Origin of the sequence: Allobosea vaviloviae, from assembly GCF_001298265.1 — a bacterium.
GTDB classification, from domain to species: Bacteria; Pseudomonadota; Alphaproteobacteria; order Rhizobiales; family Beijerinckiaceae; genus Allobosea; species Allobosea vaviloviae_B.
Genome location: NZ_LGSZ01000052.1, coordinates 44424 through 69352, shown reverse-complemented (window position 1 = coordinate 69352; position 24929 = coordinate 44424). Strand labels below are relative to the sequence as shown.

Here is a 24929-nt window from a genome sequence, read left to right as displayed (position 1 = left end):
GCTATGTCGAGATCCAGTACAGCCCTTGCCACGCCACAACTCGCGGACGTCACACTGACGCGCGACGACATGGGGTTCATTGCCAAGCTCGTCTACGAGCAGGCCGGCATCGTGATCCGCGAGCACAAGGAAGCGATGACGCGCGGCCGGCTGGCCCGTCGCGTCAAGGCGCTCGGGCTCAACTCCGTCGCCGAATACTGCGCATTCCTGAAGACGCCGCAGGCCGCCGACGAGATTCCCGAGCTGATCAATGCGGTGACGACGAACCACACCTCGTTCTTCCGCGAGCGCCATCATTTCGATCATCTGCGCAAGGAGGTCCTGCCGCGCCTGCTGCAGGAGCGGAGCGGGCGGCGCGGCCGGGTCCGGATCTGGTGTTCGGCGGCCTCCTCGGGCGAGGAGCCCTACAGCATCGCCGCCGTTTCGCGCGATGTGCTCGGGTCGCGTAGCGACGTGGACTTCAAGATCCTCGCCACCGATATCGACACCGACATCCTGATGAAGGCGGAGGCGGCCATATATCCGAGCGACCAGTTCGATCGCCTGCCGGCCGACGTCAAGCCGCTGCTCAAGCTGGAGCCGCATTCCGGACGGAGCGACGCCCGCATCAGCGAGGATCTGCGCCGCATGATCGCCTTCAAGCGGCTCAATCTGATCGAGAAATGGCCGATGAGCGGGCCGTTCGACGTCATCTTCTGCCGCAACGTCTTCATCTATTTCGACACGCAGACCAAGGCGTCGATTCTCGACCGCTTCGTCACGCTGCTCGCTCCGGGCGGGTTCCTCTATCTCGGCCACTCGGAATCACTGCCCCAGCCTCACCCTCAACTGCGGCTGATCGGCCGCACGATCTATGAGAGACTGCCATGAGCGTCGCGCGTTCCTCCCGTCGCTATTTCGATCCGCGTTTCGAGGCGACGATCATTACCGTCGCGCCAGGCGAGCACGAGATCACCTCCGCCAAGGACGAGATCGTCGCAACGGTGCTCGGCTCCTGCGTCTCGGTCTGCCTGCGGGACTCCCAGTCCGGCGTGGGAGGTCTCAACCACTTCCTGCTGCCCAAGAACAATGGCGGCACCGATTCGAGCGCCGGCGAGCGCTATGGCGACACGGCGATGGAGGTCCTGATCAACGGCCTGCTGAAGCGCGGGGCGAAGCGCTCCAACTTCGAGGCGAAGGTGTTCGGCGGTGCGCGCGTGCTGTCGGGAGCGACCATGCTGGCGATCGGCGACGGCAACATCGCCTTCGTGACGGATTTCCTCAAGCGCGAGGGCATCCAGACCGTGTCGAAGGATGTCGGCGGGACGCGCTCGCGGCGCATTCACTACCAGCCCTCCACCGGGCGGGCCTGGGTCCAGCATGTCCAGTCGAGCCAGAAGAGCACCGAGCACGAGCAGGAAGTCGCCTATCTCAACCGGCTCAAGACCCAGCCGGTGGCTGGCGAAGTCGAAATCTGGTGATGGTCATGCAGAGTTCGTCTTCAACGCCGGTCCGGGTCCTCGTCGTCGACGATTCGATCCTGATGCAGAAACTGATGACGCAGATCATCGACGGAGCCCCGGGCTTCAAGGTGATCGGCGTGGCCGGCAGCGCCGAGGAAGGGTGGGACACGATCCAGGAGTTGCGGCCCGATGTGGTGACGCTCGATCTGGAACTCCCCGGCCGCCATGGGCTGAAGCTCCTGGCACGCGTGCTGAAGCAGGATCCCTTGCCGGTCCTGATCGTCTCGGCGTTCGGCGGGCCGGGCGCGGATAACACCATCCAGGCGCTCGAGTTGGGCGCGATCGATTTCATCGAGAAGCCCGACGGCACGAGGCATACGCTCGAAGGCTTCATGAAACATCTGGTGGGTGCGCTGCAGCGTGCTTCGGCCAGCCGCAGGATGTTCGCCTCGCGGCGGGAGGCGACGCCGGTGCGCGTCGCGGTGCCGCGCGAAGCGGCCCGCGGGGGCGGCAAGGCATCGTTCATCGCGATCGGGGCTTCGACCGGCGGCGTTCCCGCGGTCCAGGTCGTGATGCGCGATCTTGCCCATCTGCGCCTGCCGATCGCCGTCGTGCAACACATGCCACCGGGCTACACGGCCAAGTTTGCGGCACGGCTGGCGACCGCCACCGGCCTCGACGTGCGCGAGGCCAGCGATGGCGACAGGCTGAAGCCGGGCATGGCGGTGGTGGCACCGGGCGGGCCGCGCCATCTCGAGATCGAGGAGCGCCGGGGCGAATTCGTCTGCGTCCTGCGCGAGGGGCCGCTGGTCAGCGGACACTCGCCGTCGGTCGATGTCATGTTCCATTCGGTGGCCCGCAGCATCGGGGCTGCCTCGATCGGCATCCTGCTCACGGGCATGGGCCGGGACGGTGCAGAGGGTTTGTTAGCCATGCGCAAAGCGGGCGCCGAGACATTAATCCAAAGTGGGGAAACCTGTGTGGTAAACGGGATGCCTAAAGCGGCATTCGAAATCGGAGCTGCGGATCGGGTTGTCGCGCTCGACCAGATCGGCGCTGCCGTCAGCAATTTGCTCGGCGAGCGCCCGCATCTGCGAACCGCGTGAGGAGAATGAGATGAAAGCGAGAAGCGAGTACAGGATCCTCGTGGTCGACGACCAGAAGAGCATGCGCGGACTCGCCACGTATTTCCTGAAGCAGATCGAGTTTCAGGATATCGACGAGGCGGAGAATGCCCGCGAGGCTCTGATGAAGATGCAGAGCAAGCGCTACGACCTGCTGCTGCTCGACTGGAACATGGATGGCATGAGCGGCATCGACCTGCTGCGCGCCATTCGCTCCGTGCCGGAGCTGAACCAGATCAAGATCATCATGGCCACCTCCGAGCGCTCGGTCGACAAGATGGACGAGGCGACGACGAACGGCGCCGATCATTACGTCGTGAAGCCCTACGAACTGCGCGACCTCGAAGTGCGGGTGAAGAAGGTGCTGTCGCTGAGTTCCTGAGCGGCATCCGCAACTGCAAAACGCTCTTCTCGTTCGACGTTGATCGCCCTGGGCCGAAAGGCCGCGGGGCGCATCCGTTTTTGCCGGCCCGTCGTAGATGCGATCAGGATATCATTCCAGGACAGGCGCGCCTGTCCGATCGAAGCGAGGGATCTTGCCATGACCGTGCTGCGTCGAGAGGTCTTGGGTATGCTGGCTGGCGCCTGCGCGGGGCCTGTTCTGGCCGGGCGTGCGGCCGCGCGGGAGGAGGCGCCCTCGGCGTTGAGCTTCTCCTTCGCCCGGGCCGGGGGCGGGATGTACCCACTCTCCGCCTATCGGGGAAAGCCCATCCTGATCGTCAACACGGCGACGAATTGCGGCTTTGCCGGGCAGTTTGCGACGCTGGAGCAGCTCTGGCAGCGCTATTCCGGCCGTGGCCTGATGCTGCTCGCCGTGCCCAGCAATGATTTCGGCGGACAGGAGCCGCTGAACGGCGCGGCGATCGCGGAAGCCGCGCGTCAGAGCCATGGCGCAACCTATGCCTTCGCGGAGAAGACCGTGGTGAAGGGACCCGACGCGCATCCCTTCTATCGCTGGGCCGCGGCACAGCGACCCTGGGAGGTGCCGAAGTGGAACTTCCACAAATACCTGATCGGCCGCTCCGGCGAGCTTCTGGGCGGGTACTCGTCCATGGCCGACCCGCTCGGCCCGCAGCTGGTGCGGGCGATCGGGCAGGAATTGCAGGCGGGCTGAGCGCCACCGGCATAGGCGGCTGGCACCGTTTTCGCTAAGCCGCTGGGAGCCGGTGCCCGTCGTGGGCCGAAGCCTGCCACCGCCTGTCGAGGTTTTCATGTCCCGCATCCTGACTGTCGCCGCCGCCCAGCTCGGGCCGATTCAGAAGGCCGAGACGCGCGCTGAGGTGGTGGCCCGGATGATCGCGCTGATGGAGGAGGCCAAGGCCAAGCGCGCCGACTTCATCGTCTATCCGGAGCTGGCGCTGACGACCTTCTTCCCGCGCTGGTATCATGAGGACCGCGCCGAGGCTGATCCCTGGTTCGAGGCCGCGATGCCGAACCCGCAGGTGCAGCCGCTCTTCGACAAGGCTTTGGAATGCGGCATGGGCATGAGCTTCGGCTATGCCGAGCTGACGCCGGAGGGCCAGCATTTCAATTCCTCGATCCTCGTCGACAAGACCGGTGCGATCGTCGGCAAGTATCGCAAGATCCATCTGCCGGGCCATGTCGACTATGACGAAACCCGGGCGCATCAGCACCTCGAGAAGCGTTATTTCGAGCCCGGCGATCTCGGCTTTCCGGTCTGGCGGACCATGGGCGGGCTGATCGGCATGTGCATCTGCAACGACCGGCGCTGGCCCGAGACCTATCGCGTGATGGGGCTGCAGGGCGTCGAGATGGTGGTGCTCGGCTTCAACACGCCGTCGGTGAACGGGCACAGGTCGGGCGAGGGGCTGGCGCAGCGCCTGTTCCATCACCGGCTGTCGGTGCAGGCCGGCGCCTACCAGAACTCCTGCTGGGTCGTGGCGGTGGCCAAGGCCGGCGACGAGGACGGCAACCACCTGATGGGCGGCACGCTCGTGGTCAATCCCGATGGCGAGATCGTCGCCGAGCTCGAGGGCGAGGCCGACGGCATCATCGTCGTGCCCTGCGATCTCGACGCGACGCGCTTCGGCAAGGAAACGATCTTCGACTTCGCCAGGCATCGCCGCATCGAGCACTACGGGGCGATCACGGCCCAGGTCGGTGTGGTCGAGCCGGATTGAGCCGTGAGCGCGTTTACCGTCGCCTTCACGGAGATCGCGCCGCGCGAGCGCTACAAGCTGCTCTGCGCCAGCGTGACTCCGCGTCCGATCGCGCTCGTCACGACCCTCTCGGCGGAGGGCGTGGTCAACGCAGCGCCCTTCAGCTTCTTCAACGTGTTTTCGGAGGACCCGGCGCTGGTCGTGCTCGGCCTTCAGCACAAGCCGAGCAACGACCCCAAGGACACCACCCGCAATATCGCGGCGGCCGGCGAATTCGTCGTCAACCTCGTCGATGAGGCGCTGGCCGAGGCGATGAACATCTGCGCGATCGATTTCCCGCCGGAGATCAGCGAGATCGAGGCGGCGGGACTTTCGCTGCTGCCGGGCGTCACGGTCGCAGTTCCACGCATCGCGGAGGCGCCCTTCGCGCTGGAGTGCCGCAAGACGCTGACGATGGCGTTCTCGCCGACGCGCGAACTCCTGATCGGCGAGGTGGTGAGGCTGCATGCCCGCGAGGGGCTGGTCGATCCGGCGACCCTGCGGGTCAGCATGAGCGACTACAAACCGGTGGGGCGGATGTTCGGCGAGGGCTATTCCCGCCAGGGCGACCGGTTCGACATGAAGCGCGGCAGCTATGAGGACTGGCTGGCGTCGCGCGGCGGTTGAGGATCACCCCTTCGCCTTCTGCCCCGGCCGGAACGCGACGATGACTGCGGGGTCAGTCTCGAGATACGGCCCCTCGATCAGGTCGATGCAGTAGGGGATCGCCGGCATCACCGCGTCGAGGCATTCGGCGATGGCGCGGGGGCGGCCGGGCAGGTTGACGATCAGGGACTTGCCGCGGATGCCTGCGGTCTGGCGCGAGAGGATCGCAGTCGGCACCTTCTGAAGGCTGACCTGGCGCATCAGTTCGCCGAAGCCAGGCATCGGCTTGTCGATCACGTCCTCCGTCGCCTCCGGCGTCACGTCGCGCGGCGCCGGGCCGGTTCCGCCGGTGGTGACGATCAGGCAGCAGCCCTCGTCGTCGGCGAGCGCGGTCAACGTCCTGGCGATCAGGGCGCGATCGTCTGGAATGACGCGCGCGACGGCCGCCCAAGACGAGGCCAGCGCCCTGTCGAGATAAGCCTTGATGGCCGGGCCGCCCTCATCCTCATAGATGCCGGCCGAGGCGCGGTCGGACACGGTCACGATGCCGATCCTGATCGGGGTGCTCATCTGATGGTCCTCGTGCTGACGTGCTGGCGAAGATGTGGCCGATCATCGGCGCCGACGCCAGATTTTTCCGGCGTCAGCGCCGTAGCCGCGTCCGGGCGAGGCGCAGGCCCTGACGCAGCCGTGCGGCGGCCTCAGGCAGGCTGGGTGAGGTGCTGCCGAGTCCGATGATGGCGTTACCCATCGCGCGACGCTCGCCCCAGACATAGGTGCCGGCATCGACGCCGTCCCCGGCGCCGCTGTCGAAGAGGTCCGGCGGCGTTCCGGCGAAATCGGCCTGGAGCATGGCGATGGTCAGGGCGCGGCCGGGCGAATGGCGCGCCTGGCTTTCATCATAGGCGATCTTGAGGAAGTGGCGGGTGCCGGCGCTCTCGACCAGCAGGCCCATGGCGAGGGGGCGGCCGTCGAGCAACAAGGTGTCGATCTGCAAGGAGTCGGCGGCGGCGGACAGCGTGACCAGGCTGTCGAAATAGGCCGAGGCCTGCGGCAGGCGGGCGATGGCCGTGCCGGCCCGGCCCTTCCAGCCGGCTGCTTCGAGCGCGAGGAAATCCGGAAGCGCGACCCGCGCCGCTTCGCCGCGCAGGCGTTGGAAGCCGACCTCGCCATGGCGGGCGATGGCGCGGAACTGCTGCATGCGCTTTTTGTAGCTCTGGCCCAGCGTGCGCCGCAGATAGCGCTCGGAGTCGTCTCCGGGCTGCGGTCGCATCACCGGGCGCTGCCAGCGCTCGCAGATGCGCAGACGACTGCCGGTGACGCGGCAGGCTTCCTCCAGCGCCAGGAAGGTCGGCCCCTCCAGCGGCAGCACGGGCAAGGTGAGCGTGCGCGGCAGGTCTCCGGCCGCCAGAAGATGGCGCAGCATGGCCTGCGTGGCGTCCTGGCCATGGTCTGCGTCGAGAACGGGCAGCGAGGAGACCTCGTAGAGCGGCAGGATCGGGCAGGTCAGAGCGGCGGCAAAGCCCGTGCGCCAGTCGCGCTGGCGGCGCAGCGCCCAGATGCCGGCGAGGCGCTCGGAGCCGAGCGCCTCGCTGAGCCAGGCGGTGAGGATGACGATCGCGTCCTCCGGCACGATGACGCGGGAGGCTGTGACGGCGGCCGGCGACATATGCGGATTGGGTTCGAGCGCGCGCGTGGCCAGGTCGGCGAAGGCCGGGCCGTAGCTTGCATAATCGGCGGGCCTGATGCGCCTGACGATGATGCCGGTGTTCGCCCCGAGCTGGTTCAAGACGAGCGGCCGGCAGGTCGCAGGCGGCGCATCTCGCCGCGCAGCGAGAGCACGAAGGCGATCACCTGTGCCGTGGCGCGGTAGAGTTCCTCCGGGATCTGGTCGTCGAGCTCGACCGCCGAGAGCGCCTGCGCCAGCACGGCGTTCTCCTCGATCGCGACGTCATGCTCGCGGCCGGTCTCGATGATGCGCTGGGCCAGTTCGCCACGGCCCTTGGCGGTGACACGCGGTGCGCCCTGTCCGTCATATTCGAGAGCGACGGCGATCTTGTTTGGCGAGGGGCGGTCGGGAGCGGTCGTCATGACATGCGGTCGAGGAACTGGCCGGCCGTCGGTTGGGCGACGCGGGGCTGGCCGGTGTGGATGTCGATGGTGCCGTTCTCGAAGCGGGCGTCCACCAGCGCGGCCTCCAGACCGGGCGAGGCGCCGCGCAGCAGCTTGCTGGTCTCCTCGCGCTCGGCCCAGAGCGTGATCCCGACCTTGCGACCCTGGAGCGTGACGAGGCCCTGCAGAGGCCCTATCGGCTCGACATCCAGCGCGAAGCGGACGCGCCAGAGCGGCCCGCTTGCGCCATCGACGTCTCGACGGGGCGGCTCCTTCTCGATCTGCAGCGGCAGCATCGCGGCGCCGTTGTGGAAGGCCAGCGGAAGTTCGGTCAGCCAGCGCTGGCCGGCCTGAGCCTCCGTGCGCGGTCCCTCCGGTGGCAGAGAGGCGTATTGCGACAGCTTGATGCGATCGAGCGCGGCGTCGGTCTGTTGCAGCAGCGTCTCGACGACGGCGAGCGGCTTGTCGCCGGCCGACAGGCTCGGCTCGGCGATCGGCTGGGGCACAAGCGCGCCATCGCGCCGAGGCGGAGCCGGCCGTGCTGCCTGATCCGAAGCAGGCAGCGGCAGGTCGGCCGTGGGACTCGGTTTTCCTGCCAGGGCCGGCCTGGCGCCATTGGGCAGGGAGAGCGCTTCGACCAGCGGCGCAAGGCTGGTGCGCAGGGCCTGGAGCCTGGCCTTGAGGTCAGCGCCCGGCGGCGCCGGCCGGCCTTCCGCCTGCTGGGCTTCGAGGAAAAGGCCGGAGTTCTGGATCGCCGTCTTCAGCACCTGCCCCGTGACAGGCCTTCGATCGACGGGGATCGACTGGGAGAGCACCTGGTCGATCAGCGTCAGCAAGGGCCTGGGCAGGACGGTCGAGACCGAGCCGTTGGCCAGGCCGCGCAGATTGGCGAGAAGCGGGGCGAGGCTATCCTGCCGTGCCAGTGCCGGTCCCAGCAGGGGCCCGGCCAGCGTCCGGGGCGATGCGGCCTGGACGCCTGCCGGTGGACCAGCCTGCTGCACCACGCTCGGTCCGGGCGCGGAGGCCGTCTCGATGCGCAGCGTGACCGGCTGCGTCGCGGACGTCGTTTGTGCCGCAGTGCCGGCCAGGGTCTGGGACGGAAGTGAGGCTGGCGCAGGGGCAGAGGTGGCGGGCTGCTGCTGGGCTGGCAGGGTTGGGGAGGGGGCCGCTGCGGTCGCCTGAACCGGCGGGCCGGGCAGCGGAGTCGATGTGGAGGCAGGGACTGGCGTCGCGGGCAGGCCTTGCTGGGCAGGCACGTTTGCCGGGGAAGGGGGGCGGACCTCGACCAAGGTTGCTCGCAAGCCCGCGCCGGGCTGTTCGGGGACGTCGAGTTTCAGCACAAGAGTGGCGCCGGGCTGAAGTGCGGCCTGCTTGCCGGCGGGGCCGGCCAGGACAAGCGCGATCGTCTCGCTGCCGAGCTGTGCCGTTGCGGTGCCATCACCTCCGAGCGCGATCAGGCGCGCTTCCACCGTCCTGCCGGGGACAAGCTCTGTTGCCGGCGCCAGCGCCTGCAACAGCGTGGCCAGGGCCTGGCTTTGGGCGAGCGTGGCGAGGTTCATCGGCTCCAACCGGAAGGGCAATGCCGAATCCTGCCACGAAAGGTTAAGCATTTCCTTGCGGCAGCCTTTCGGGCGCGCGCCTTGCAAGGTGCGGCTGCGCGCGGGCCGCTGGCGGAGCCGGCGGGGCTGGGGCAGGGTCTGCAGGGCCGCCAGGCTGCTGGCCTTGGCCGGGCTTGGCCAGGCCGCCCGATGGAATGGGAGTGTTTCGATGGACTATCGCCAGCTCGGCCGGTCCGGCCTCAAGGTATCTCCGCTTTGCTTGGGGACGATGATGTTCGGCGGCGCGACCGACGAGGTCGCCTCGCGCGCCATCGTCGACCATGCCCGCGAGGCCGGGATCAACTTCATCGATACGGCGGACGTCTATACCGAGGGACGCTCGGAGGAGATCACCGGGCGCGCCATCGCGGACAACCGGCACGACTGGGTGCTGGCGACCAAGCTTGCCAATCCCGTCGGCCCCGGGCCCAACCAGGGCGGGCTCTCGCGGAAGCGCGTGCTCCAGGCCTGCGACGACAGCCTCGTCCGGCTCGGCACCGACTTCATCGACATCTACTACCTTCACAAGGAGGATCACACGACGCCTCTGGCCGAGACGGTGCGCGCCATCGGGCTGCTCGTCAGCCAAGGCAAGATCCGCTATTTCGGCGTCTCGAACTATCGCTCCTGGCGGGTGGCAGAAATCTGCCGGCTCTGCGACGAGCTTGGCATCGACCGCCCCGTCGTCAGCCAGCCCTACTACAATGCGATGAACCGCATGCCGGAGGTCGAGCATCTGCCGGCCTGCGGCTATTACGGGCTGGGCGTGGCTTCGTATTCGCCGCTGGCGCGCGGCGTGCTCACGGGAAAATACGAGCCGGGTGAGGCGCCGCAGCAGGGCACGCGGGCCGCGCGGGGCGACAAGCGCATCATGCAGACGGAATGGCGCGAGGAGAGCCTCGTCATTGCCCAGACGATCAAGCGCCACGCCGCCGAGCGCGGCCTGACGCCGATCCAGTTCGCGGTCGGCTGGGTGCTCAACAACAGGCTGCTGACGGCGGCGATCGCCGGTCCCCGAACGATGGAGCAGTGGCAGGCCTATCTCGCAGCCCTCGACGTCGCCTTCACGGCCGAGGACGAGGCGCTGGTGGATGCGCTGGTCCCGGCGGGCCACCCTTCGACGCCGGGCTACAGCGACCCGGCCTATCCGGTGGAAGGTCGGCCGGCGCGCACGGGCTGAACAGCGCCGCCCTGTCGCGCCTCAGTTGCCCGGTAGTACGATTACGGTCGGCTTCGCCGGTAGGCCGGCCTTGGTCACGGTGATGACCGGCTGCTCGCGGCGCTCGACGGGCCAAAGATCCTGCGAGCGGGCGAGGAAGCGGTTCAGCGTGCCGCCGCCGAAGAAATGCATGGGGATCATCACCCGCGCCTGCAGCGACTTCAGCACGTCGAGCATACCCTCCTGGTCGAGCGTGTAGCTGCCGTCGACCGGAAACAGCACGACGTCGACGCGGCCGAGCGCGCGCAGATGGCCGGGCTCCAGCGGGTGATGAAGATGGCCGAGATGGGCGATGCAAAGTTCGCCGATCTCGAAGACGAAGATCGAGTTGCCGTCGAAATCGGTCGATCCGGAATAGGAGCGGATATTGGTCGGCACGTTGCGCACGCGCAGGTCGCCCATCGTCACGTCGTGCTTTGCGGGGCCTGCGCCCGTCGGGTCCCAGCCCGGCAGAACCTGCTTGATGGCAGGGTCGGGATTGCGCGAATTATGGGTGGAATGCGCCTTGTTCATCGTGGCGATGTCGGGTGTCACCTGCGGCCGGACATAATCGTTGTAGTCGGTGGCGACCTTCACGCCGCCGGGCGTCTCGATCAGGAAGGTGGCATGGCCCGCAAAGGTGAGGCGAACCTCGTCCTTTGCCAGATTGGCGCGCTGGATGGGCAGCCGCAGCGCAGCCATGTCGGGTCGGCATCCCGGCTCGTCGGATTGGGCGAGAGCGGGAGACGCGGGCTGCAAGCACGCCGCCGCGGCCAGTCCGGCCAATGCCAGTGTCAACCTGACCAGAGGCTTCGACTTCGTCATCGACGGCTCCCGTGCTGCCCAGCCCGTTCAAGCTGAGGCAAAAGCCGGGCCGAGGAAAGGGCCGGGACACGGGTCTGGCGCGTTCGTGAAGCACGCGCGTCATAAAGAAGCTGTGGATCGCTTCGCCATATCCCCGGCAATATCTTCACTCACGGCAAGCGCCCCCGGATTTCGGCCATGAGCATGTTTGAACCTACGCGTCGCCACCTGTTTGCGCTGGCGGCTCTTCCCTGGCTCGGCGCGGCATCGGCCGGGCATGCGCAAGGCTCGGCAGGAGGTGGTGCCGCCGCCAGCCTGGCGGACGAGCATTTTCGGGGTGAGGCCCTGGCGGCCTTGATCGCCACCCGCGACGGCCAGACGCTGGCGAGCCTGGGGAATGACCGGCTCAAGGTCGACGTGGCCTCGGTGCGCAAAAGCCTGCTCGGCGCGCTTTACGGGATCGCCATCGCCGAAAAGCGGATCGATCCGTCGGCGACGCTCGCGCAGCTCGGCATCGACGATCTGCCGCCTGCCCTGACCGAGGTCGAAAAGCAGGCGACGGTGCGCGATCTGCTGGGAGCGCGCTCAGGGGTCTATCATGTGTCCGCCCACGAGACCGCCGATATGCGCGAGAAGAGGCCGGCGCGCGGCAGCCATGCCCCCGGCACGTTCTGGTTCTACAACAACTGGGACTTCAACGCTCTGGGCACCATCTATCGACGGCAGACCGGCGAGGACATCTTCGCCAGCTTCGCCCATCGCATCGCGCGGCCCATCGGGATGGTCGATTTCGAGCCCGGGGATGGCCGCCTCGTCAGGGACCCGCACTCCAGCCATGAGGCCTATCCTTTCAAGCTGACGGCGCGCGACGCGCTCCGTTTCGGTCAACTCATCCTCGATCGCGGCATTGCCAGCGGGCGTCAGATCATCCCCGCCACATGGATCGACCAGTCCCTGAAAGCGCATTCAACGACGGATCGGGGCGATCTCGGCTATGGCTATCTCTGGTGGACGCTGCCGATGTCGCGGTTTGGCCCCGGCGCCGGTTTCGCGGCGGGCTTCGGCGGCCAGTTCATCGCGGTGGTCCCCGCCCACCGGCTCGTCGTCGTGCAGATGGCCCGGCGTCCCTTTGCCGGACCCGGCCGGACGAAGCGGTTCGTGCGCTTCCTGGCCGGGCTGGTCGAGGCGGCCTGAGGGGGCTTCAGCCGCAGGTCTCCATCCTCACCGTCACCGTGGCCTGCGCCAGACGCTGGTAAAGCCGCTTGCGCCGCAGCAGCGGCAGCCAGTCGTAGAGGAACATTTCCGCCGGGCGCCAGATCACCACCCAGCCGATGATCACGAGGCTTTCCTGCACGACGCGGGCGAAGGGGCCCTCGGAGCGCTGCGTCAGCAAGAAGCTGAGGAAGAGGCAGACCGCCAGCCCGGCAAAGCCGATCAGAAAGGCGAGGCGGCCGTCGCGGAACAGGGCACGCAGGGCGTGGGACTCCGCGCGGGCCTTGGCGGCGAACCAGCCGGTGAGGGCGACGGACAGATCGGGACAAGGCTTGGCGGGGTCGTCGGCGCCCGGCAGATGGACGACGATCGCAAGAGCAGCATCCTTGGGCAGGTCCTGCGCCCATTCGACGATGTAGCGCTCGGCATCGGCATCGATGTCGCCCTCGCGAAAAGGGAAGGGGTCGAGCGTGTTGAACAACTGGGCGCTGCTGGCGAGCCGCAACTCGATGGTGGCGCGGCCTGTTTCATCTGACACGTCGGATGCCCCTTCGATCCTTGCTGGTTTCGGCAATATTCAGGTCGCCGGCGCCTGTGTACAATCGCGCCGCCGGTTGCGGCTTGCGGTGCGCCTCGCTACATACGCGCCAGATTTCCCGACACGCCAGACCAACAGTCCGAAAGCGGAGCCCGCACGCTTATGTCCCGTCAGTTCATCTACCATATGCGCGGCCTGTCGAAGACCTATCCGGGCGGCAAGCAGGTTCTCAAGGACATCCACCTGTCCTTCTATCCCGACGCCAAGATCGGTGTGCTTGGCGTGAACGGCGCGGGTAAATCCACGCTGCTGAAGATCATGGCCGGCTTCGACAAGGAATGGACCGGCGAGGCCTGGGTCGCCGAGGGCGCGCGCGTCGGCTACCTGCCGCAGGAGCCCAAGCTCGACGAGACGCTGAACGTCCGCGACAACGTCATGCTCGGTGTCGCGCCGCAGAAGGCTGTGCTCGACCGCTACAACGAGCTCGCCATGAACTATTCAGACGAGACCGCCGACGAGATGACGGCGTTGCAGGACGAGATCGAGGCCAAGGGGCTGTGGGATCTCGATTCCAAGGTCGATCAGGCGATGGACGCGCTGCGCTGCCCACCCGACGACTGGGAAGTCTCCAAGCTGTCCGGCGGCGAGCGCCGCCGCGTCGCTTTGTGCAAGCTCCTGCTGGAGCAGCCGGAGCTCCTGCTGCTCGACGAGCCGACCAACCATCTCGACGCCGAGACCACGGCCTGGCTCGAAGGCCATCTGCGGACTTATCCGGGCGCGATCCTGATCGTGACCCATGATCGCTACTTCCTCGACAACGTCACGAGCTGGATCCTCGAGCTCGATCGCGGCGCGGGCATCCCCTATGAGGGCAACTACTCGGCCTGGTCGGTGCAGAAGCAGAAGCGCCTCGCCCAGGAAGGCCGCGAGGACGTCGCCCGGCAAAAGACGCTGGAGCGCGAGCAGGAATGGGTGCTGGCCTCGCCGAAGGCACGTCAGGCCAAGAGCAAGGCCCGCATCCAGCGCTATGACGAGCTCGTCCAGAAGGCCAACAACAAGGGGCCGGACACCGCGCAGATCATCATCCCGATCGCCGAGCGGCTGGGCAACAACGTCGTCGATTTCGAGAACCTGTCGAAGGGCTTCCAGGACAAGCTCCTGATCGACGGACTGACCTTCAAGCTGCCGCCGGGCGGCATCGTCGGCGTGATCGGCCCCAACGGCGCCGGCAAGACCACGCTGTTCCGCATGATCACCGGCCAGGACAAGCCCGATTCCGGCACGATCAAGATCGGCGAGAGCGTCACGCTCGGCTATGTCGACCAGAGCCGCGACTCGCTCGACGACAAGAAGAACGTCTGGGAGGAGATCTCCGGCGGCAACGACATCCTCTATCTCGGCAAGCGCGAGATCAATTCACGCGCCTATTGCTCGACCTTCAACTTCAAGGGCGGCGACCAGCAGAAGAAGGTCGGCTCGCTCTCGGGCGGCGAGCGCAACCGCGTCCATCTCGCCAAGATGCTGAAGGCCGGCTCAAACGTGCTGCTGCTCGACGAGCCGACCAACGACCTCGACGTCGACACGCTGCGGGCGCTGGAAGAGGCGCTGGAGGATTACGCCGGCTGCGCGGTGATCATCAGCCATGATCGCTGGTTCCTCGACCGGATCGCGACCCATATCCTTGCCTTCGAGGGCGAGAGCCATGTCGAATGGTTCGAAGGCAATTTCGCGGAGTACGAGGAAGACAAGAAGCGCCGGCTGGGCATCGATTCGACCATTCCGAAGCGGATTCAGTACAAGAAGTTCTCGCGCTGAGGTGGCTGGCGGGGCACGGCTGCGCCCCGTTTTGCTCTTTCAGACGAACTTGAACCGGACTTCCCAGAAATCGGTTTCGCCGGTCTGCTGGAAGGGTCTGAGCGCCCAGCCCATATCACGGCCAAGACGCTGGTTGTTATGGGCGAAGACGGGCTCGGTCGATGCTTCCTTCTTGCCCTGCCAGATGAACATCGCCCCGGGACACTCATCGATATTGGCCGGCTGGCCGCGATACATGCCGCGCCAGTCGTAGCAGTTGAGATAGCGGCGGCGATTGATGCCGTAGCGTTGGATGAAGATGCGGCCGTAGCCGCCATGGCGCGGTCCCGAGAGCACGCGCTTCCAGTGTTCGCCCGCCTCCTCATATGCCGCGACGCGAATGGTCACGTCGACGATGCCGAGCATCGTTTCCTGCGCCGTCACGCCGCTCAAATAAGGTGTCTTACCCGGCTGCTTGACGATGAGGGGCATACCGAAACTCCGGGTAGAGACTTAAGGCCACTACAGGGAAAGACGCCGGACCGCCTCCTCGCGTCCGCCGAGAAGGATGCGCTGGTCGACATCCTTCACGTCCCGCAGCCCGCACAGCGCCATGGTGATGTCGAGCTCCTTGCGGATGATGTCGAGCGCGAGCGTCACGCCCTTCTCGCCCATGGCGCCCAGTCCGTAGAGGAAGGCGCGGCCGATGAAGGTGCCGTGCGCGCCCAAGGCGAGGGCCTTGATGACGTCCTGGCCTGAGCGGATGCCGCCGTCGAACAGGACCTCGATGCGGTTGCCGACCTGATCGACGATCGCCGGCAGGGCCGCGATCGAGGATAGCGCGCCGTCGAGCTGGCGGCCACCATGGTTGGAGACGATCAGCGCGTCGGCACCGCTTTGCGCGGCCAGTTCGGCATCCTCGGGGTCGAGGATGCCCTTGATGATCAGCTTGCCGCCCCACTGGTCCTTGATCCACTTGACATCGTCCCAGCTCAGGGCCGGGTCGAACTGGCTGGCGGTCCAGGACGAGAGCGAGGACATGTCGGCGACGCCCGAGACGTGGCCGACGATGTTTCCGAAGCCGCGGCGCGGCGTGTCGAGCATCTTCAGGCACCAGCGCGGCTTGAATGCCAGGTTGATCAGGTTGGCGAGCGTCGGCTTGGGCGGCGCGCTGAGGCCGTTGCGGATGTCCTTGTGGCGCTGGCCCAGCACCTGCAGGTCGAGCGTCAGCACCAGCGCCGAGCAGCCGGCGGTCTTGGCGCGCTGGATCAGGCGAGCGATGAAGTCGCGGTCCTTCATCACATAGAGCTGGAACCAGAACGGCGAGCCGGTGTGGTTGGCGACGTCCTCGATCGAGCAGATGCTCATCGTCGAGAGGGTGAAGGGCACGCCGGCCTTGGCCGCGGCCTTGGCGGCGAGGATCTCGCCATCGGCGTGCTGCATGCCGGTCAGCCCGGTCGGCGCGAGCGCGACCGGCATTGCGACCGTCTGGCCGACCATGGTCGATTCCAGCGTGCGGTTGGTCATGTCGACAGCGACGCGCTGGCGCAGCTTGATTCCGGCAAAATCGGTCTCGTTGGCGCGATAGGTGCCCTCGGTCCAGGCGCCGGAATCGGCGTAATCGTAGAACATGCGCGGCACGCGGCGCTTCGCCAGCAGGCGCAGGTCTTCGATGGTCAGGGGCTGGGCCATGGTGTCGAGCCTCGATGCGTTGGATCACCCGGCGGGGTTGCTCGCATGCCGCGCGCCGAGGCGCAAGACGTGCCCTGCGGCCGGCATCTCCCAAGGCTCAGGAAATGCCCATATAGCGCCCCGGCTTGTGGTTCATGCCCAGCACCGCGTTCAGCACGAGCGTGCCCAGCAGCGAAACGGCCAGCCTGTCGAGGGGGAGGACGAAAACGGCGGCGGCGAAGATGCCGGCGTCGATCGCAAGCTGGGTCCAGCCGGCGCGCCAGCCACGCTTCTCCTGCAGATAGAGCGCGAGGATGTTGACCCCGCCGATCGCCGTTCGGTGCCGGGCGAGCGCAAGGAGGCCGAGGCCCATGATGCTGCCGCCGGCCAGCGCGGCGTAGATCGGCTGGACCGAGGCGATGTCGAGCCAGAGCGGTGTCGCCTGCACCAGGAGCGAGACCACACCGACGGCGACGAAGGTGCGCAGCGTGAAGCGCAGGCCCATGCGCCTGAAGGCGAGCCAGTAGAAGGGCAGGTTGATGAGCGAGAAGAGCAGGCCGAATTCGAGCCCGGTCGCATATTGCAGCAGCAGGGCCAGGCCCGCCGCCCCGCCGGTCATGATCATCGCCTTTGAAAACAGCGCGATACCGACAGACACCATCAGCGTTCCCAACAGGATCGCCAGCGCGTCCTCATAGAGGCGGTGCCGCTCCGTCGACGAGGCGAGGGGGGCGGTGGTCTGCGACATGCGCGCGATCCGATTCAGACAATGTTCAGGCGACGCCTGCGATGCAACGGGCGAGCCAGCCCGTCCAGCCCCAGGTTGAGCCGGTCGGTGCGATCCTGTAGGGCGGCGCTCGGGATCCGTCATGGATCGTCACGCGCCGCCAGCCAACCTCCGTCCGCGTCCGCGCCTGCCCGAAAGATGCCCGATATGACCTTGCGGCTCGTCGCCACGCTCCTCGCCTGCTGCCTTGCCATCCCGGCCTTCGCGCCGCCGGTCTCGGCGCAGCCTTCGCCCGCCCCGCAGGGCGTGGGCTGGAAGACCGGGGGGGAAGCCGCCGCGATCGAGCGCCGCATCGACGGTTTGCTCAAGCAGATGACGCTGGATGAAAAAGTCGGTCAGTTGCACCTGTCGGGACGCGGCGACGGCTTCGACATCGAGCAGATCAAGGCGGGCCGCATGGGCGCGGTGATGAACTTCGTGGTGCCGGCGGAGGTTCTCACGGTGCAGAAGGCGGCACGGGCGACGCGGCTGAAGATCCCGCTGATCATCGGCCTCGACGCCGTCCACGGCTTCTCGACCTATTTCCCGCTGCCGCTCGGCCAGGCCGCGACCTGGAATCCGGCGCTGATCGAGGAGGCGGCGTACTGGACCGGCCGCGAGGCCTCTGCCGCCGGCATCAACTGGACCTTCGCGCCGATGGTCGACATCTCCCGTGATCCGCGCTGGGGCCGCGTGCTCGAGGGCGCGGGCGAGGACGCATATCTGGGTTCGGTCGTGGCGGCTGCGCGCACGCGCGGCTATCAGCGCGGCGGGGTCGCGACCTCGGTGAAGCATTTCGTCGGCTATGGCGCGGCCGAGGCCGGGCGCGACTACAACTCCACCTGGATTCCGACGAGCCAGCTCTTCGACCTCTATCTGCCGCCGTTCAAGGCCTCGTTCGAGGCGGGCTCGATGACGGCCATGGCCGCTTTCAACGCCTTGAACGGCGTGCCGGCGACGGCGCATAAGGGCATGCTGACCGATCTCCTGCGGGGCAAATGGGGCTTCAAGGGCTTCGTCACCTCCGATTTCGGCTCGATCACGGAGCTGCGCCTCCACGGCATCGCCAAGGACGACGCGGAAGCCGCCCGCAAGGCGCTGCTGGCGGGCATCGACATGGACATGATGGGCAATGTCTATCACAAGCACCTCGCTGGCGAGGTCACAGCCGGGCGCGTGCCGATGAAGGCGCTGGACGAGGCGGTGCGGCGCGTCTTGCGGGTCAAGTTCCATCTCGGCCTGTTCGAGCGCGCCGATGTCGATCCTGCTGCCGCGCCTGCGCTGATGCAGACGCAAGCCGCGCGCGACGTCGCGCTCAAGGCCGCGCAGGACGGCGCGATGCTGCTGAAGAACGCCAACGAGACGCTGCCGATCGGGGCTACTGTCAAGTCCGTCGCCGTCATCGGCGCGATGGCGGTGCCCGAGGACGAGCGCGTCTGGACCGACCCTGCTGGCCTCGGCCGCCGCGTCGTGCAGGCGCTGCCCGAGGCGCTGAAGCAGCGGCTGCCGGCGGATGTCTCGGTTGCCTATGAGCCTGCCTTCACAAAGGCCTGCGGCACTGAGTTCGCCGACAAGGATGCGGCGGTCCGCGCGGCTGCCGCGAGCGACCTCGTCGTCGCCATGCTGGGCGAGGATTGCGAGTTCATGGGCGAGGGCGCCTCTCGCACGAAGCTCGACCTGCCGGGCGTGCAGCAGGAGCTGCTCGAGGCGCTGGTGGCCACCGGCAAGCCGGTGGTGCTGGTGCTGGCGACGGGGCGGCCCCTGGTCCTGACCTGGGCCGACGCCCATGTGGCGGCCATCCTGCAGACTTTCCATGGCGGCACGGAGGGGCGCGCGGCGATCGCCGACATCCTGACCGGCAAGGTCAATCCCTCGGGCCGCGTGCCAATGAGCTTTCCGCGCTCGGTCGGGCAAATCCCGGTCTATTACGACCAGTTGCCGACGGGGCGCCCGCAGAAGATCCGCCAGCGCTATGAATCGATCTATATCGACGAGGCCAACGAGCCGCTCTACCCCTTCGGCCATGGTCTCTCCTACAGCCGCTTCACCTATGCCAATGCGCGGGTGTCGAAGCCGAGCATGCCCCTCGACGGCACGGTCGAGGTGTCCGTCGACGTCACCAATGCGGGAGCGCGTGACGGGCAGGAGGTGGTGCAGCTCTACATCCGCCAGCCGGTCGCCAGCCGCTCCCGGCCCGTGCGGGAATTGAAGGCGTTCGACAAGGTGCTGCTGCGGGCGGGCGAGACGCGCAGCGTCCGCCTCCGGCTCGATGCGGCAAAGCTCGGCGCTCATGACGAGAACGGTCGCTACAAGGTCGATCCAGGGCAGATCGAGATATATCTCGGCGGTTCCTCGCAAACCTCGGTCATGACGCAAGTGCTTCTGACCACGTCTTGATCGTTTTCACTTCTGGCCTGCCTGTCGTTTGGTCTCGACAAGCATTTCGTTTCGGTCAATTCTTGTCGTGCGCGCCCTGCGGACGCTTGCATCCGCCGGGCGCGAAGACGCTTGGCTTCGAGGGATGCGGCGATGGCGACGGGAACCGTCAAATGGTTCAATACTGAGAAGGGCTTTGGTTTCATTCAGCCTGCGGATGGTGGCAAGGACGTGTTCGTGCACATCACTGCCGTAAAGGAAGCGGGATTGATGACGCTGACGGAAGGACAGGCCGTCTCGTTCGAACTCAAGACCGAACGCGGCAAGACGGCAGCGGGCTCGCTTCAGTTGAAGTGAGTTCGTCGGCTTCTTGACACCGCCGGCGCGCGCAGCCATGCCGCCGGCATGACAGATGAGCGTGCCAAAGGCGTCGTCACCGGCGTCTTCGTCGCGAGGGATGGCTCGTCGTCTCTGCACGGCTTCGTCACAGTGCCCGCCGCGGCTCTGACGCTGGACCATGCGGGCATTCCCGGCGACCTGCATGCCGGCCTGACGCGACGTTCGGGGCCCCGCGAGCCATGGCTGCCGCGAGGGTTGCGCCTACGCAACGACCGGCAATTGTCGGCGCTGTGCCCGGTCGAACTGGCGGAGATCGCCGGCCGGCTCGATCTGCCGACGCTGCCACCCGAATGGCTCGGGGCCAACCTCCTGATCGACGGGCTGCCCGACTTTTCCCGGATCGCGCCCGGCAGCCGCCTCGCCTTCGGCGGGGACTGGGGCGGGAAAGGGCGCTTCGACGGCCGCGCGATCCTGCGTGTCGAGGCCTACAATATGCCGTGTCGACGGGCCGGACGGGCCGTCGCCGCCGCGACCGGCCGCAAGGGACTGGAATTCGCCTTCGTCAAGGCCGCCGCAGCGTTGCGCGGGCTCGTGCTGTCCGTCGATCTCGCCGGACCGATCGCACCGGGCGACGCGGTGGTGCTGATCCCGCCGGTCGCGCCGAAGAGGGGTTAAGCCTACCTTGAGAAGCGCTTCGCGCCAGCGACGCAGGCCGCGACCGCAGCCGAGACGGCGAGCATCTGCCAACTCACGGTTTCACCCAGCAGAAGGCCTGCCAGCGCCAGACCGAAGAAGGGCTGCAGCAGCTGCAGCTGACCGACGGCGGCGATGCCGCCCTGGACGAGGCCGCGATACCAGAACACGAAGCCGATCAGCATGCTGAAGAGTGAGACATAGGCGAGACCGAGCCAGGCCGGCGCACCGACAAGCATCAGCGAGGCCGGCCTTGTCGCCAGGGCCAGCCCGGCCGTCACCGGGAGCGACAACAGCAGCGCCCAGCAGATGACCTGCCAGCCGCCGAGCCTTCGCGAGAGGGCTGCGCCCTCGGCATAGCCGAGCCCGCAAACGATGATGGCCGCGAGCATCAGGAGATCGCCGACAGGTGCTGCGGCAAAGCCCTGCCTCGCGGCGAAGCCCGCAACGAGGCCGCTGCCGAGGCAGGAGAACAGCCAGAAGGCTGGACGCGGGCGCTCGCCGCCGCGCAGGACGCCAAACAGCGCGGTCGCCAGCGGCAGAAGGCCGATGAAGACGATCGAATGCGCGGACGTCACGTGTTGCAGGGCGAGCGCCGTCAGCAGCGGGAAGCCGATGACCACGCTGAGCGCCACCACCAGCAGCGGCAGGACGTCACGTCCCTCGGGCCGCTTTTGCCGGAAAGCGAGCAGGAGGCCGAGTGCGACGAGGCCGGCGATGGCGGCCCGGGCCAGCGTCAGGAAGACGGGATCGAAATCCGCAACCGCGACCCGCGTCGCGGGCAGGGAGCCGGCAAAGATCAGTACTCCGAGAAAGCCGTTGATCCAGCCGCTCGCCATCTTGTCCATCACCGTCGCTCCATTTGGTTCCTGCATCGGCGCGCGCAGCGCTGGTTGCCAGAGACAGTTCAATACAGTTCAGGCAAACTGTGCTGCTCACACAGGCGGTACGGATGATCGATGAACAGGGTGGAAGCAGATGAGGGGACGCGCGTCGGGCGCGTCATGCAGGCGATCCGCTCACGCATTGCCGGGCGCGAACTGGCCGCGGGTGCGAAGCTGCCCTCGATCCGGCGCTTCTCCGAGACGATGGCCGTGTCGAAATCGACGGTGGTGGAGGCCTATGACCGGCTCGCGGCCGAGGGCGTCATCCAGGCACGGCGCGGCTCCGGCTTTTATGTCGCCGGCCATGCGCCGCCCTTCTCGGTCGCCGATCTCGGCCCGCGGCTTGAGCGCGCCGTGGATCCGTTCTGGGTGTCCAGGCAATCGCTCGACGCCGGCGACAGCGTGCTGAAGCCGGGCTGCGGCTGGCTGCCGGCCGATTGGCTGCCGCAGGAGGCCTTGCGCCGGGCGCTACGGACGGCGTCGCGGGCACCGGCCGAGACGCTGGGCGACTACGGTACACCGCTGGGGCTGGCGCCGCTCCGGCAGGTTCTGGCCCGCCGCATGGGGCTGCACAGCATCGATGCATCGCCGGCCCAGATCATGCTGACGGAATCGGGTACGCAGGCTCTCGACATCGTCTGCCGCTTCCTGATCGAGCCCGGCGATAGCGTCCTGGTCGACGACCCCTGCTATTTCAACTTTCACGCCCTGCTGCGGGCCCACCGCGTCCGCATCGTCGGCGTGCCCTATACGCGCAGCGGTCCCGATCCCGTGGAACTCGAGCGTGTTCTGGCAGAACAGCGCCCACGGCTCTACATCACCAATTCGGCGCTTCACAACCCGACCGGCGCGACGTTGTCGCCGGTCGTCGCGCATCGCGTACTGAAGCTGGCGGACCAGTTCGGACTGACCATTGTCGAGGACGACATCTTCGCCGATTTCGAGCCGGAGCCGGCGCCGCGCCTGGCCGCCTTCGACGGGCTCGACCGCGTCGTCCAGATCGGCAGCTTCTCCAAATCGCTCTCGGCCTCCGTCCGCTGCGGTTACATCGCCGCGCGGCAGGACTGGATCGAGGGGTTGATCGATCTCAAGATCGCGGCCTCTTTCGGCACGGGCCGCCTGGCGGCCGACATGGTCCTGACGATCCTCAGGGATGGCAGCTATCGCAAGCATATGGACGGGCTGAGGGGCCGTCTGGCGCGCGCCATGGGCGAGACCTCGGCGCGGCTCAAGGCCATGGGCGTGCGGCCCTGGATCGAGCCGAGGGGCGGCATGTTCCTGTGGTGCGAGCTGCCCGAAGGGCTGGATTCCGCGATAATCGCGCGGCAGCTGCTGGCCGAGGACATCGTGCTGGCGCCAGGCAATGTCTACAGCCTGTCGCAGTCAGCTGGCCGTTTTCTCCGCTTCAACGTCGCGCAGTCCGGCGATCCGCGCCTGTTCAGCGCGCTCGGCCGGGCGATGGCAGCTGGCGCGCCGCAGGGCAGCACCGCGTCAGATTGAGCTTGCACGCCTAGACTATCTGACATAAAGATATCTTTATATCTTTTTGGGACCGTCTTGCGGAGTTTGTGGCTTGCGCCAGCTCACCACCCTTTCTGCCGATGTGCTGCTCGCGGCCTTGCGCGCCGCCGGCGAGGAGACGCGGCTGCGCATCCTCGCGCTGCTGTCGGAGGGGGAGTTGTCCGTGTCGGACCTGACCGACATCCTCGGCCAGTCGCAGCCGCGCATCTCGCGCCATCTCAAGCTGCTGACCGAGGCCGGCCTGGTGCGGCGGTCACGCGAGGGGGCGTGGGCTTTCTTCCGGCTGGACGAAACCGGGGCAGGCGGGGCTTTCGCGGCGTCTCTGGCTGCCTGGCTAGACCGGGCCGATCCGGTTCTGGCAGCCGATCGCGAGCGGCTTGCCGCGGTGCGCGGTGCGCGGGCCGAGGTGGCGCAGACCTATTTCGCCAGCGTCGCCCGCGACTGGGACCGTCTGCGCCGGCTGCATGTGCCCGATGAGGCGGTCGAAGCGGCGATCGAGGCGGCCGTCGGCAAGGGCACGCCCGGCAGCGTGCTTGATCTCGGCACCGGCACGGGCCGTATGTTGGAGCGGATCGCGCCCAAATTCGGCCGCGCCGTCGGCGTCGACGCCAACCACGCCATGCTCGCGGTCGCGCGCGCCAATCTGGAGAAGGCGGGGCTCTCCCGCGTCGAACTGCGCCAGGGCGACATCTATGCGTTGCCGTTCCCACGCGGTTCCTTCGACGTCGTGATCATCCACCAGGTGCTGCACTTCCTCGACGATCCGGGCCGGGCGGTGCGCGAGGCGGCTGCGATGCTGAGCCCCGGCGGGCGATTGATCGTGGTCGATTTCGCGCCCCACGAGATGGAATTCCTGCGGACGGAGCATGCCCATCGCCGGCTCGGCTTCTCGCGGGCCCAGATCGCGAGCTGGTTTTCCGAAGCCGGACTGAGCTGCGACCTGTCCGACGAAATCACGCTGGCCGGGGGTGGCTCCGGCCAGTTGCCGGTCATGCTCTGGCGGGGTTGCGACCGGCGCGTCCAGTCCGATCCGATGGCACGGCAGAACAATCTAGAGGTGGCCTGATGAACGCGTTTCGCCCCAGCCGGCACGGCTCGCGCCGTCCGAAAGTGTCCTTCGAGTTCTTTCCGCCAAAGAGCGACGAGATGGAGGTTGCGCTCTGGGAGAGCGTGCGCCGGCTCGAGCCCCTAGGGCCTTCCTTCGTCTCGGTGACCTATGGTGCCGGCGGTTCGACGCGCGAGCGTACGCATGCGACGGTCAAGCGCATGGTCGAGGAGACGGGCTTCAAGCCTGCCGCCCACCTGACCTGCGTCTCGGCCTCCCGCGACGAAGTCGACGAGGTCATCCGTGCCTATTGGGATGCGGGCGTGCGCCATGTCGTGGCGCTGCGCGGCGATCCGGCCGGCGGGCTCGGCACGGCGTACGAGCCGCATCCGCAGGGCTATCACCAGACCTCGGATCTCGTTGCGGGCCTCAAGCGCATCGGCGATTTCGAGGTGACGGTCTCGGCCTATCCGGAGAAGCATCCGGAAGCCGCCTCGCTCGATGCCGACATCGACGCGCTGAAGAAGAAGGTCGATGCGGGCGCGACGCGCGCCATCACCCAGTTCTTCTTCGATAACGACGTCTATTTCCGCTATCTCGACAAGGTTCGTGCGGCCGGCATCGACATCCCGATCCTGCCGGGCATCGTCCCGGTCCAGAACTTCAAGCAGACTGCCAACTTCGCCCGCAAGACCGGGGCGAGCGTGCCGCAATGGCTCGCCGACCGTTTCGAGGGGCTGGAGGACGACGCCGCGACGCGCCGTCTGGTGGCCGCTGCCGTCTGCGCCGAGCAGGCGCTCGACCTGATCGATCGCGGCGCCGGCGACCTGCATTTCTACACGATGAACAAGGCCGACCTGGTCTATGCGATCTGCCATCTGGTCGGGGTCAAGCCTGAAGCAGTAGCGGCGCAAGCTGCTGCGGCTGAGTGATTTTCAACAAGTCCTCATCCAGAGGAGCCGCCGAAGGCGGCGTCTCGAAGGATGCTCCAGATGTTTCCGGAGCACCCTGGAGCATCCTTCGAGACGGTCGCTGCCGCGACCTCAT

At 67.2% G+C, this 24929-nt stretch carries 26 protein-coding genes; 16 read left to right on the top strand and 10 right to left on the bottom strand.

Annotation, left to right across the window (positions count from 1 at the left end; genetic code table 11):
- Positions 1–3: 3 nt before the first annotated feature.
- The 7 genes from AE618_RS19605 to AE618_RS19575 all read left to right on the top strand — a co-directional run bounded on the left by AE618_RS19605 (position 4) and on the right by AE618_RS19575 (position 5352).
- On the top strand, positions 4–870 hold the full coding sequence (locus tag AE618_RS19605) for a CheR family methyltransferase (RefSeq protein ID WP_082365412.1): 867 nt from the start codon (positions 4–6) through the stop codon (positions 868–870).
- The gene (locus tag AE618_RS19600) at positions 867–1460 is read left to right on the top strand and encodes a hypothetical protein (protein ID WP_054210769.1); all 594 of its coding nucleotides are present in this window, start codon (positions 867–869) and stop codon (positions 1458–1460) included. Before AE618_RS19605 ends, AE618_RS19600 begins: the two co-directional genes overlap by 4 nt.
- Positions 1460–2548, top strand: coding sequence for a chemotaxis-specific protein-glutamate methyltransferase CheB (cheB, locus tag AE618_RS19595; RefSeq protein ID WP_054210768.1), 1089 nt, complete (start codon positions 1460–1462; stop codon positions 2546–2548). Before AE618_RS19600 ends, cheB begins: the two co-directional genes overlap by 1 nt.
- Before the next feature lie 10 nt (positions 2549–2558).
- Positions 2559–2948: a response regulator gene (locus AE618_RS19590; protein ID WP_054210767.1), complete on the top strand. Its 390-nt coding sequence runs from the start codon at positions 2559–2561 to the stop codon at positions 2946–2948.
- A 159-nt stretch (positions 2949–3107) separates the two neighbouring features.
- Complete coding sequence (locus tag AE618_RS19585; protein ID WP_054210766.1) at positions 3108–3680, top strand: glutathione peroxidase; 573 nt, start codon at positions 3108–3110, stop codon at positions 3678–3680.
- Positions 3681–3777: 97 nt separating this feature from the next.
- A complete protein-coding gene (locus AE618_RS19580) occupies positions 3778–4707 on the top strand; it encodes an N-carbamoyl-D-amino-acid hydrolase (RefSeq protein ID WP_054210765.1) in 930 nt (309 codons plus the stop codon).
- A gap of 3 nt (positions 4708–4710) precedes the next feature.
- Complete coding sequence (locus AE618_RS19575; RefSeq protein ID WP_054210764.1) at positions 4711–5352, top strand: flavin reductase family protein; 642 nt, start codon at positions 4711–4713, stop codon at positions 5350–5352.
- 3 nt (positions 5353–5355) lie between these two features.
- Here AE618_RS19575 and mog read toward each other — a convergent pair whose 3' ends face one another.
- The 4 genes from mog to AE618_RS19555 all read right to left on the bottom strand — a co-directional run bounded on the left by mog (position 5356) and on the right by AE618_RS19555 (position 9053).
- Entirely contained in the window at positions 5356–5901 is a 546-nt protein-coding gene (gene mog, locus AE618_RS19570; RefSeq protein WP_054210763.1) for a molybdopterin adenylyltransferase, read from the bottom strand.
- 73 nt (positions 5902–5974) lie between these two features.
- The gene (locus tag AE618_RS19565; protein ID WP_054210762.1) at positions 5975–7120 is read right to left on the bottom strand and encodes a GNAT family N-acetyltransferase; all 1146 of its coding nucleotides are present in this window, start codon (positions 7118–7120) and stop codon (positions 5975–5977) included.
- The gene (locus tag AE618_RS19560) at positions 7117–7422 is read right to left on the bottom strand and encodes an EscU/YscU/HrcU family type III secretion system export apparatus switch protein (RefSeq protein ID WP_054210761.1); all 306 of its coding nucleotides are present in this window, start codon (positions 7420–7422) and stop codon (positions 7117–7119) included. The genes AE618_RS19565 and AE618_RS19560 overlap by 4 nt, the downstream gene beginning before the upstream one ends.
- A complete protein-coding gene (locus AE618_RS19555; RefSeq protein WP_156330380.1) occupies positions 7419–9053 on the bottom strand; it encodes a flagellar hook-length control protein FliK in 1635 nt (544 codons plus the stop codon). Before AE618_RS19555 ends, AE618_RS19560 begins: the two co-directional genes overlap by 4 nt.
- A 157-nt stretch (positions 9054–9210) precedes the next feature.
- Between AE618_RS19555 and AE618_RS19550 the strand changes: the two genes are divergently transcribed.
- Entirely contained in the window at positions 9211–10221 is a 1011-nt protein-coding gene (locus AE618_RS19550) for an aldo/keto reductase (protein WP_054210759.1), read from the top strand.
- Positions 10222–10242: 21 nt separating this feature from the next.
- On the opposite strand, the gene AE618_RS19545 is transcribed toward AE618_RS19550, so the two are convergent.
- Positions 10243–10941 (bottom strand): MBL fold metallo-hydrolase, encoded by a 699-nt coding sequence (locus AE618_RS19545; protein WP_248310951.1) that lies wholly within the window; start codon positions 10939–10941, stop codon positions 10243–10245.
- Positions 10942–11241: 300 nt separating this feature from the next.
- Between AE618_RS19545 and AE618_RS19540 the strand changes: the two genes are divergently transcribed.
- Complete coding sequence (locus AE618_RS19540; protein ID WP_054210757.1) at positions 11242–12237, top strand: serine hydrolase domain-containing protein; 996 nt, start codon at positions 11242–11244, stop codon at positions 12235–12237.
- Positions 12238–12244: 7 nt separating this feature from the next.
- Here AE618_RS19540 and AE618_RS19535 read toward each other — a convergent pair whose 3' ends face one another.
- Positions 12245–12793, bottom strand: coding sequence for a hypothetical protein (locus AE618_RS19535; protein ID WP_248310950.1), 549 nt, complete (start codon positions 12791–12793; stop codon positions 12245–12247).
- 162 nt (positions 12794–12955) lie between these two features.
- Here AE618_RS19535 and ettA point away from each other — a divergent pair, with 162 nt between their 5' ends.
- Positions 12956–14608 carry an energy-dependent translational throttle protein EttA gene (ettA, locus tag AE618_RS19530; RefSeq protein WP_054210755.1) on the top strand — a complete coding sequence of 551 codons (1653 nt, stop codon included), beginning with the start codon at positions 12956–12958 and terminating at the stop codon, positions 14606–14608.
- A gap of 39 nt (positions 14609–14647) precedes the next feature.
- Here the strand turns inward: ettA and AE618_RS19525 are convergent, their stop codons facing one another.
- From AE618_RS19525 to AE618_RS19515, 3 genes are all read right to left on the bottom strand, one after another.
- Positions 14648–15079: a hypothetical protein gene (locus AE618_RS19525; RefSeq protein WP_054210754.1), complete on the bottom strand. Its 432-nt coding sequence runs from the start codon at positions 15077–15079 to the stop codon at positions 14648–14650.
- A 30-nt stretch (positions 15080–15109) separates the two neighbouring features.
- Positions 15110–16279: an alpha-hydroxy acid oxidase gene (locus AE618_RS19520; RefSeq protein ID WP_054210753.1), complete on the bottom strand. Its 1170-nt coding sequence runs from the start codon at positions 16277–16279 to the stop codon at positions 15110–15112.
- Between the two features lie 97 nt (positions 16280–16376).
- Entirely contained in the window at positions 16377–17006 is a 630-nt protein-coding gene (locus AE618_RS19515; RefSeq protein ID WP_156330379.1) for a YitT family protein, read from the bottom strand.
- 186 nt (positions 17007–17192) lie between these two features.
- Between AE618_RS19515 and AE618_RS19510 the strand changes: the two genes are divergently transcribed.
- The 3 genes from AE618_RS19510 (at position 17193) to AE618_RS19500 (ending at position 20414) form a co-directional block, all read left to right on the top strand.
- Positions 17193–19421: a glycoside hydrolase family 3 N-terminal domain-containing protein gene (locus tag AE618_RS19510; RefSeq protein WP_054210752.1), complete on the top strand. Its 2229-nt coding sequence runs from the start codon at positions 17193–17195 to the stop codon at positions 19419–19421.
- 132 nt (positions 19422–19553) lie between these two features.
- Positions 19554–19757, top strand: coding sequence for a cold-shock protein (locus AE618_RS19505; protein WP_054210751.1), 204 nt, complete (start codon positions 19554–19556; stop codon positions 19755–19757).
- Between the two features lie 48 nt (positions 19758–19805).
- The gene (locus AE618_RS19500; protein ID WP_054210750.1) at positions 19806–20414 is read left to right on the top strand and encodes an MOSC domain-containing protein; all 609 of its coding nucleotides are present in this window, start codon (positions 19806–19808) and stop codon (positions 20412–20414) included.
- 2 nt (positions 20415–20416) lie between these two features.
- On the opposite strand, the gene AE618_RS19495 is transcribed toward AE618_RS19500, so the two are convergent.
- Positions 20417–21280 (bottom strand): DMT family transporter, encoded by an 864-nt coding sequence (locus tag AE618_RS19495; RefSeq protein ID WP_054210749.1) that lies wholly within the window; start codon positions 21278–21280, stop codon positions 20417–20419.
- A gap of 111 nt (positions 21281–21391) precedes the next feature.
- Between AE618_RS19495 and AE618_RS19490 the strand changes: the two genes are divergently transcribed.
- From AE618_RS19490 to metF, 3 genes are all read left to right on the top strand, one after another.
- The gene (locus tag AE618_RS19490; RefSeq protein ID WP_054210748.1) at positions 21392–22816 is read left to right on the top strand and encodes a PLP-dependent aminotransferase family protein; all 1425 of its coding nucleotides are present in this window, start codon (positions 21392–21394) and stop codon (positions 22814–22816) included.
- Positions 22817–22889: 73 nt separating this feature from the next.
- The gene (locus AE618_RS19485; protein WP_054210747.1) at positions 22890–23903 is read left to right on the top strand and encodes an ArsR/SmtB family transcription factor; all 1014 of its coding nucleotides are present in this window, start codon (positions 22890–22892) and stop codon (positions 23901–23903) included.
- Positions 23903–24814 (top strand): methylenetetrahydrofolate reductase [NAD(P)H], encoded by a 912-nt coding sequence (gene metF, locus AE618_RS19480; protein WP_156330378.1) that lies wholly within the window; start codon positions 23903–23905, stop codon positions 24812–24814. Before AE618_RS19485 ends, metF begins: the two co-directional genes overlap by 1 nt.
- The last annotated feature ends 115 nt before the right edge of the window (positions 24815–24929 follow it).

Excerpts from the sequence above, each read along its gene's own strand:
- AE618_RS19545 (WP_248310951.1), bottom strand. The coding sequence starts at position 10,941 with ATGGCTGCGCTGCGGCTGCCCATCCAGCGCGCCAATCTGGCAAAGGAC.
- metF (WP_156330378.1), top strand. The coding sequence starts at position 23,903 with ATGAACGCGTTTCGCCCCAGCCGGCACGGCTCGCGCCGTCCGAAAGTG.
- AE618_RS19580 (WP_054210765.1), top strand. The coding sequence starts at position 3,778 with ATGTCCCGCATCCTGACTGTCGCCGCCGCCCAGCTCGGGCCGATTCAG.
- AE618_RS19585 (WP_054210766.1), top strand. The coding sequence starts at position 3,108 with ATGACCGTGCTGCGTCGAGAGGTCTTGGGTATGCTGGCTGGCGCCTGC.
- cheB (WP_054210768.1), top strand. The coding sequence starts at position 1,460 with ATGGTCATGCAGAGTTCGTCTTCAACGCCGGTCCGGGTCCTCGTCGTC.
- ettA (WP_054210755.1), top strand. The coding sequence starts at position 12,956 with ATGTCCCGTCAGTTCATCTACCATATGCGCGGCCTGTCGAAGACCTAT.
- AE618_RS19600 (WP_054210769.1), top strand. The coding sequence starts at position 867 with ATGAGCGTCGCGCGTTCCTCCCGTCGCTATTTCGATCCGCGTTTCGAG.
- AE618_RS19540 (WP_054210757.1), top strand. The coding sequence starts at position 11,242 with ATGAGCATGTTTGAACCTACGCGTCGCCACCTGTTTGCGCTGGCGGCT.
- AE618_RS19510 (WP_054210752.1), top strand. The coding sequence starts at position 17,193 with ATGACCTTGCGGCTCGTCGCCACGCTCCTCGCCTGCTGCCTTGCCATC.
- AE618_RS19495 (WP_054210749.1), bottom strand. The coding sequence starts at position 21,280 with ATGGACAAGATGGCGAGCGGCTGGATCAACGGCTTTCTCGGAGTACTG.
- mog (WP_054210763.1), bottom strand. The coding sequence starts at position 5,901 with ATGAGCACCCCGATCAGGATCGGCATCGTGACCGTGTCCGACCGCGCC.
- AE618_RS19555 (WP_156330380.1), bottom strand. The coding sequence starts at position 9,053 with ATGCTTAACCTTTCGTGGCAGGATTCGGCATTGCCCTTCCGGTTGGAG.
- AE618_RS19520 (WP_054210753.1), bottom strand. The coding sequence starts at position 16,279 with ATGGCCCAGCCCCTGACCATCGAAGACCTGCGCCTGCTGGCGAAGCGC.
- AE618_RS19560 (WP_054210761.1), bottom strand. The coding sequence starts at position 7,422 with ATGACGACCGCTCCCGACCGCCCCTCGCCAAACAAGATCGCCGTCGCT.
- AE618_RS19500 (WP_054210750.1), top strand. The coding sequence starts at position 19,806 with ATGACAGATGAGCGTGCCAAAGGCGTCGTCACCGGCGTCTTCGTCGCG.
- AE618_RS19590 (WP_054210767.1), top strand. The coding sequence starts at position 2,559 with ATGAAAGCGAGAAGCGAGTACAGGATCCTCGTGGTCGACGACCAGAAG.
- AE618_RS19515 (WP_156330379.1), bottom strand. The coding sequence starts at position 17,006 with ATGTCGCAGACCACCGCCCCCCTCGCCTCGTCGACGGAGCGGCACCGC.
- AE618_RS19525 (WP_054210754.1), bottom strand. The coding sequence starts at position 15,079 with ATGCCCCTCATCGTCAAGCAGCCGGGTAAGACACCTTATTTGAGCGGC.
- AE618_RS19490 (WP_054210748.1), top strand. The coding sequence starts at position 21,392 with ATGAACAGGGTGGAAGCAGATGAGGGGACGCGCGTCGGGCGCGTCATG.
- AE618_RS19505 (WP_054210751.1), top strand. The coding sequence starts at position 19,554 with ATGGCGACGGGAACCGTCAAATGGTTCAATACTGAGAAGGGCTTTGGT.
- AE618_RS19605 (WP_082365412.1), top strand. The coding sequence starts at position 4 with ATGTCGAGATCCAGTACAGCCCTTGCCACGCCACAACTCGCGGACGTC.
- AE618_RS19550 (WP_054210759.1), top strand. The coding sequence starts at position 9,211 with ATGGACTATCGCCAGCTCGGCCGGTCCGGCCTCAAGGTATCTCCGCTT.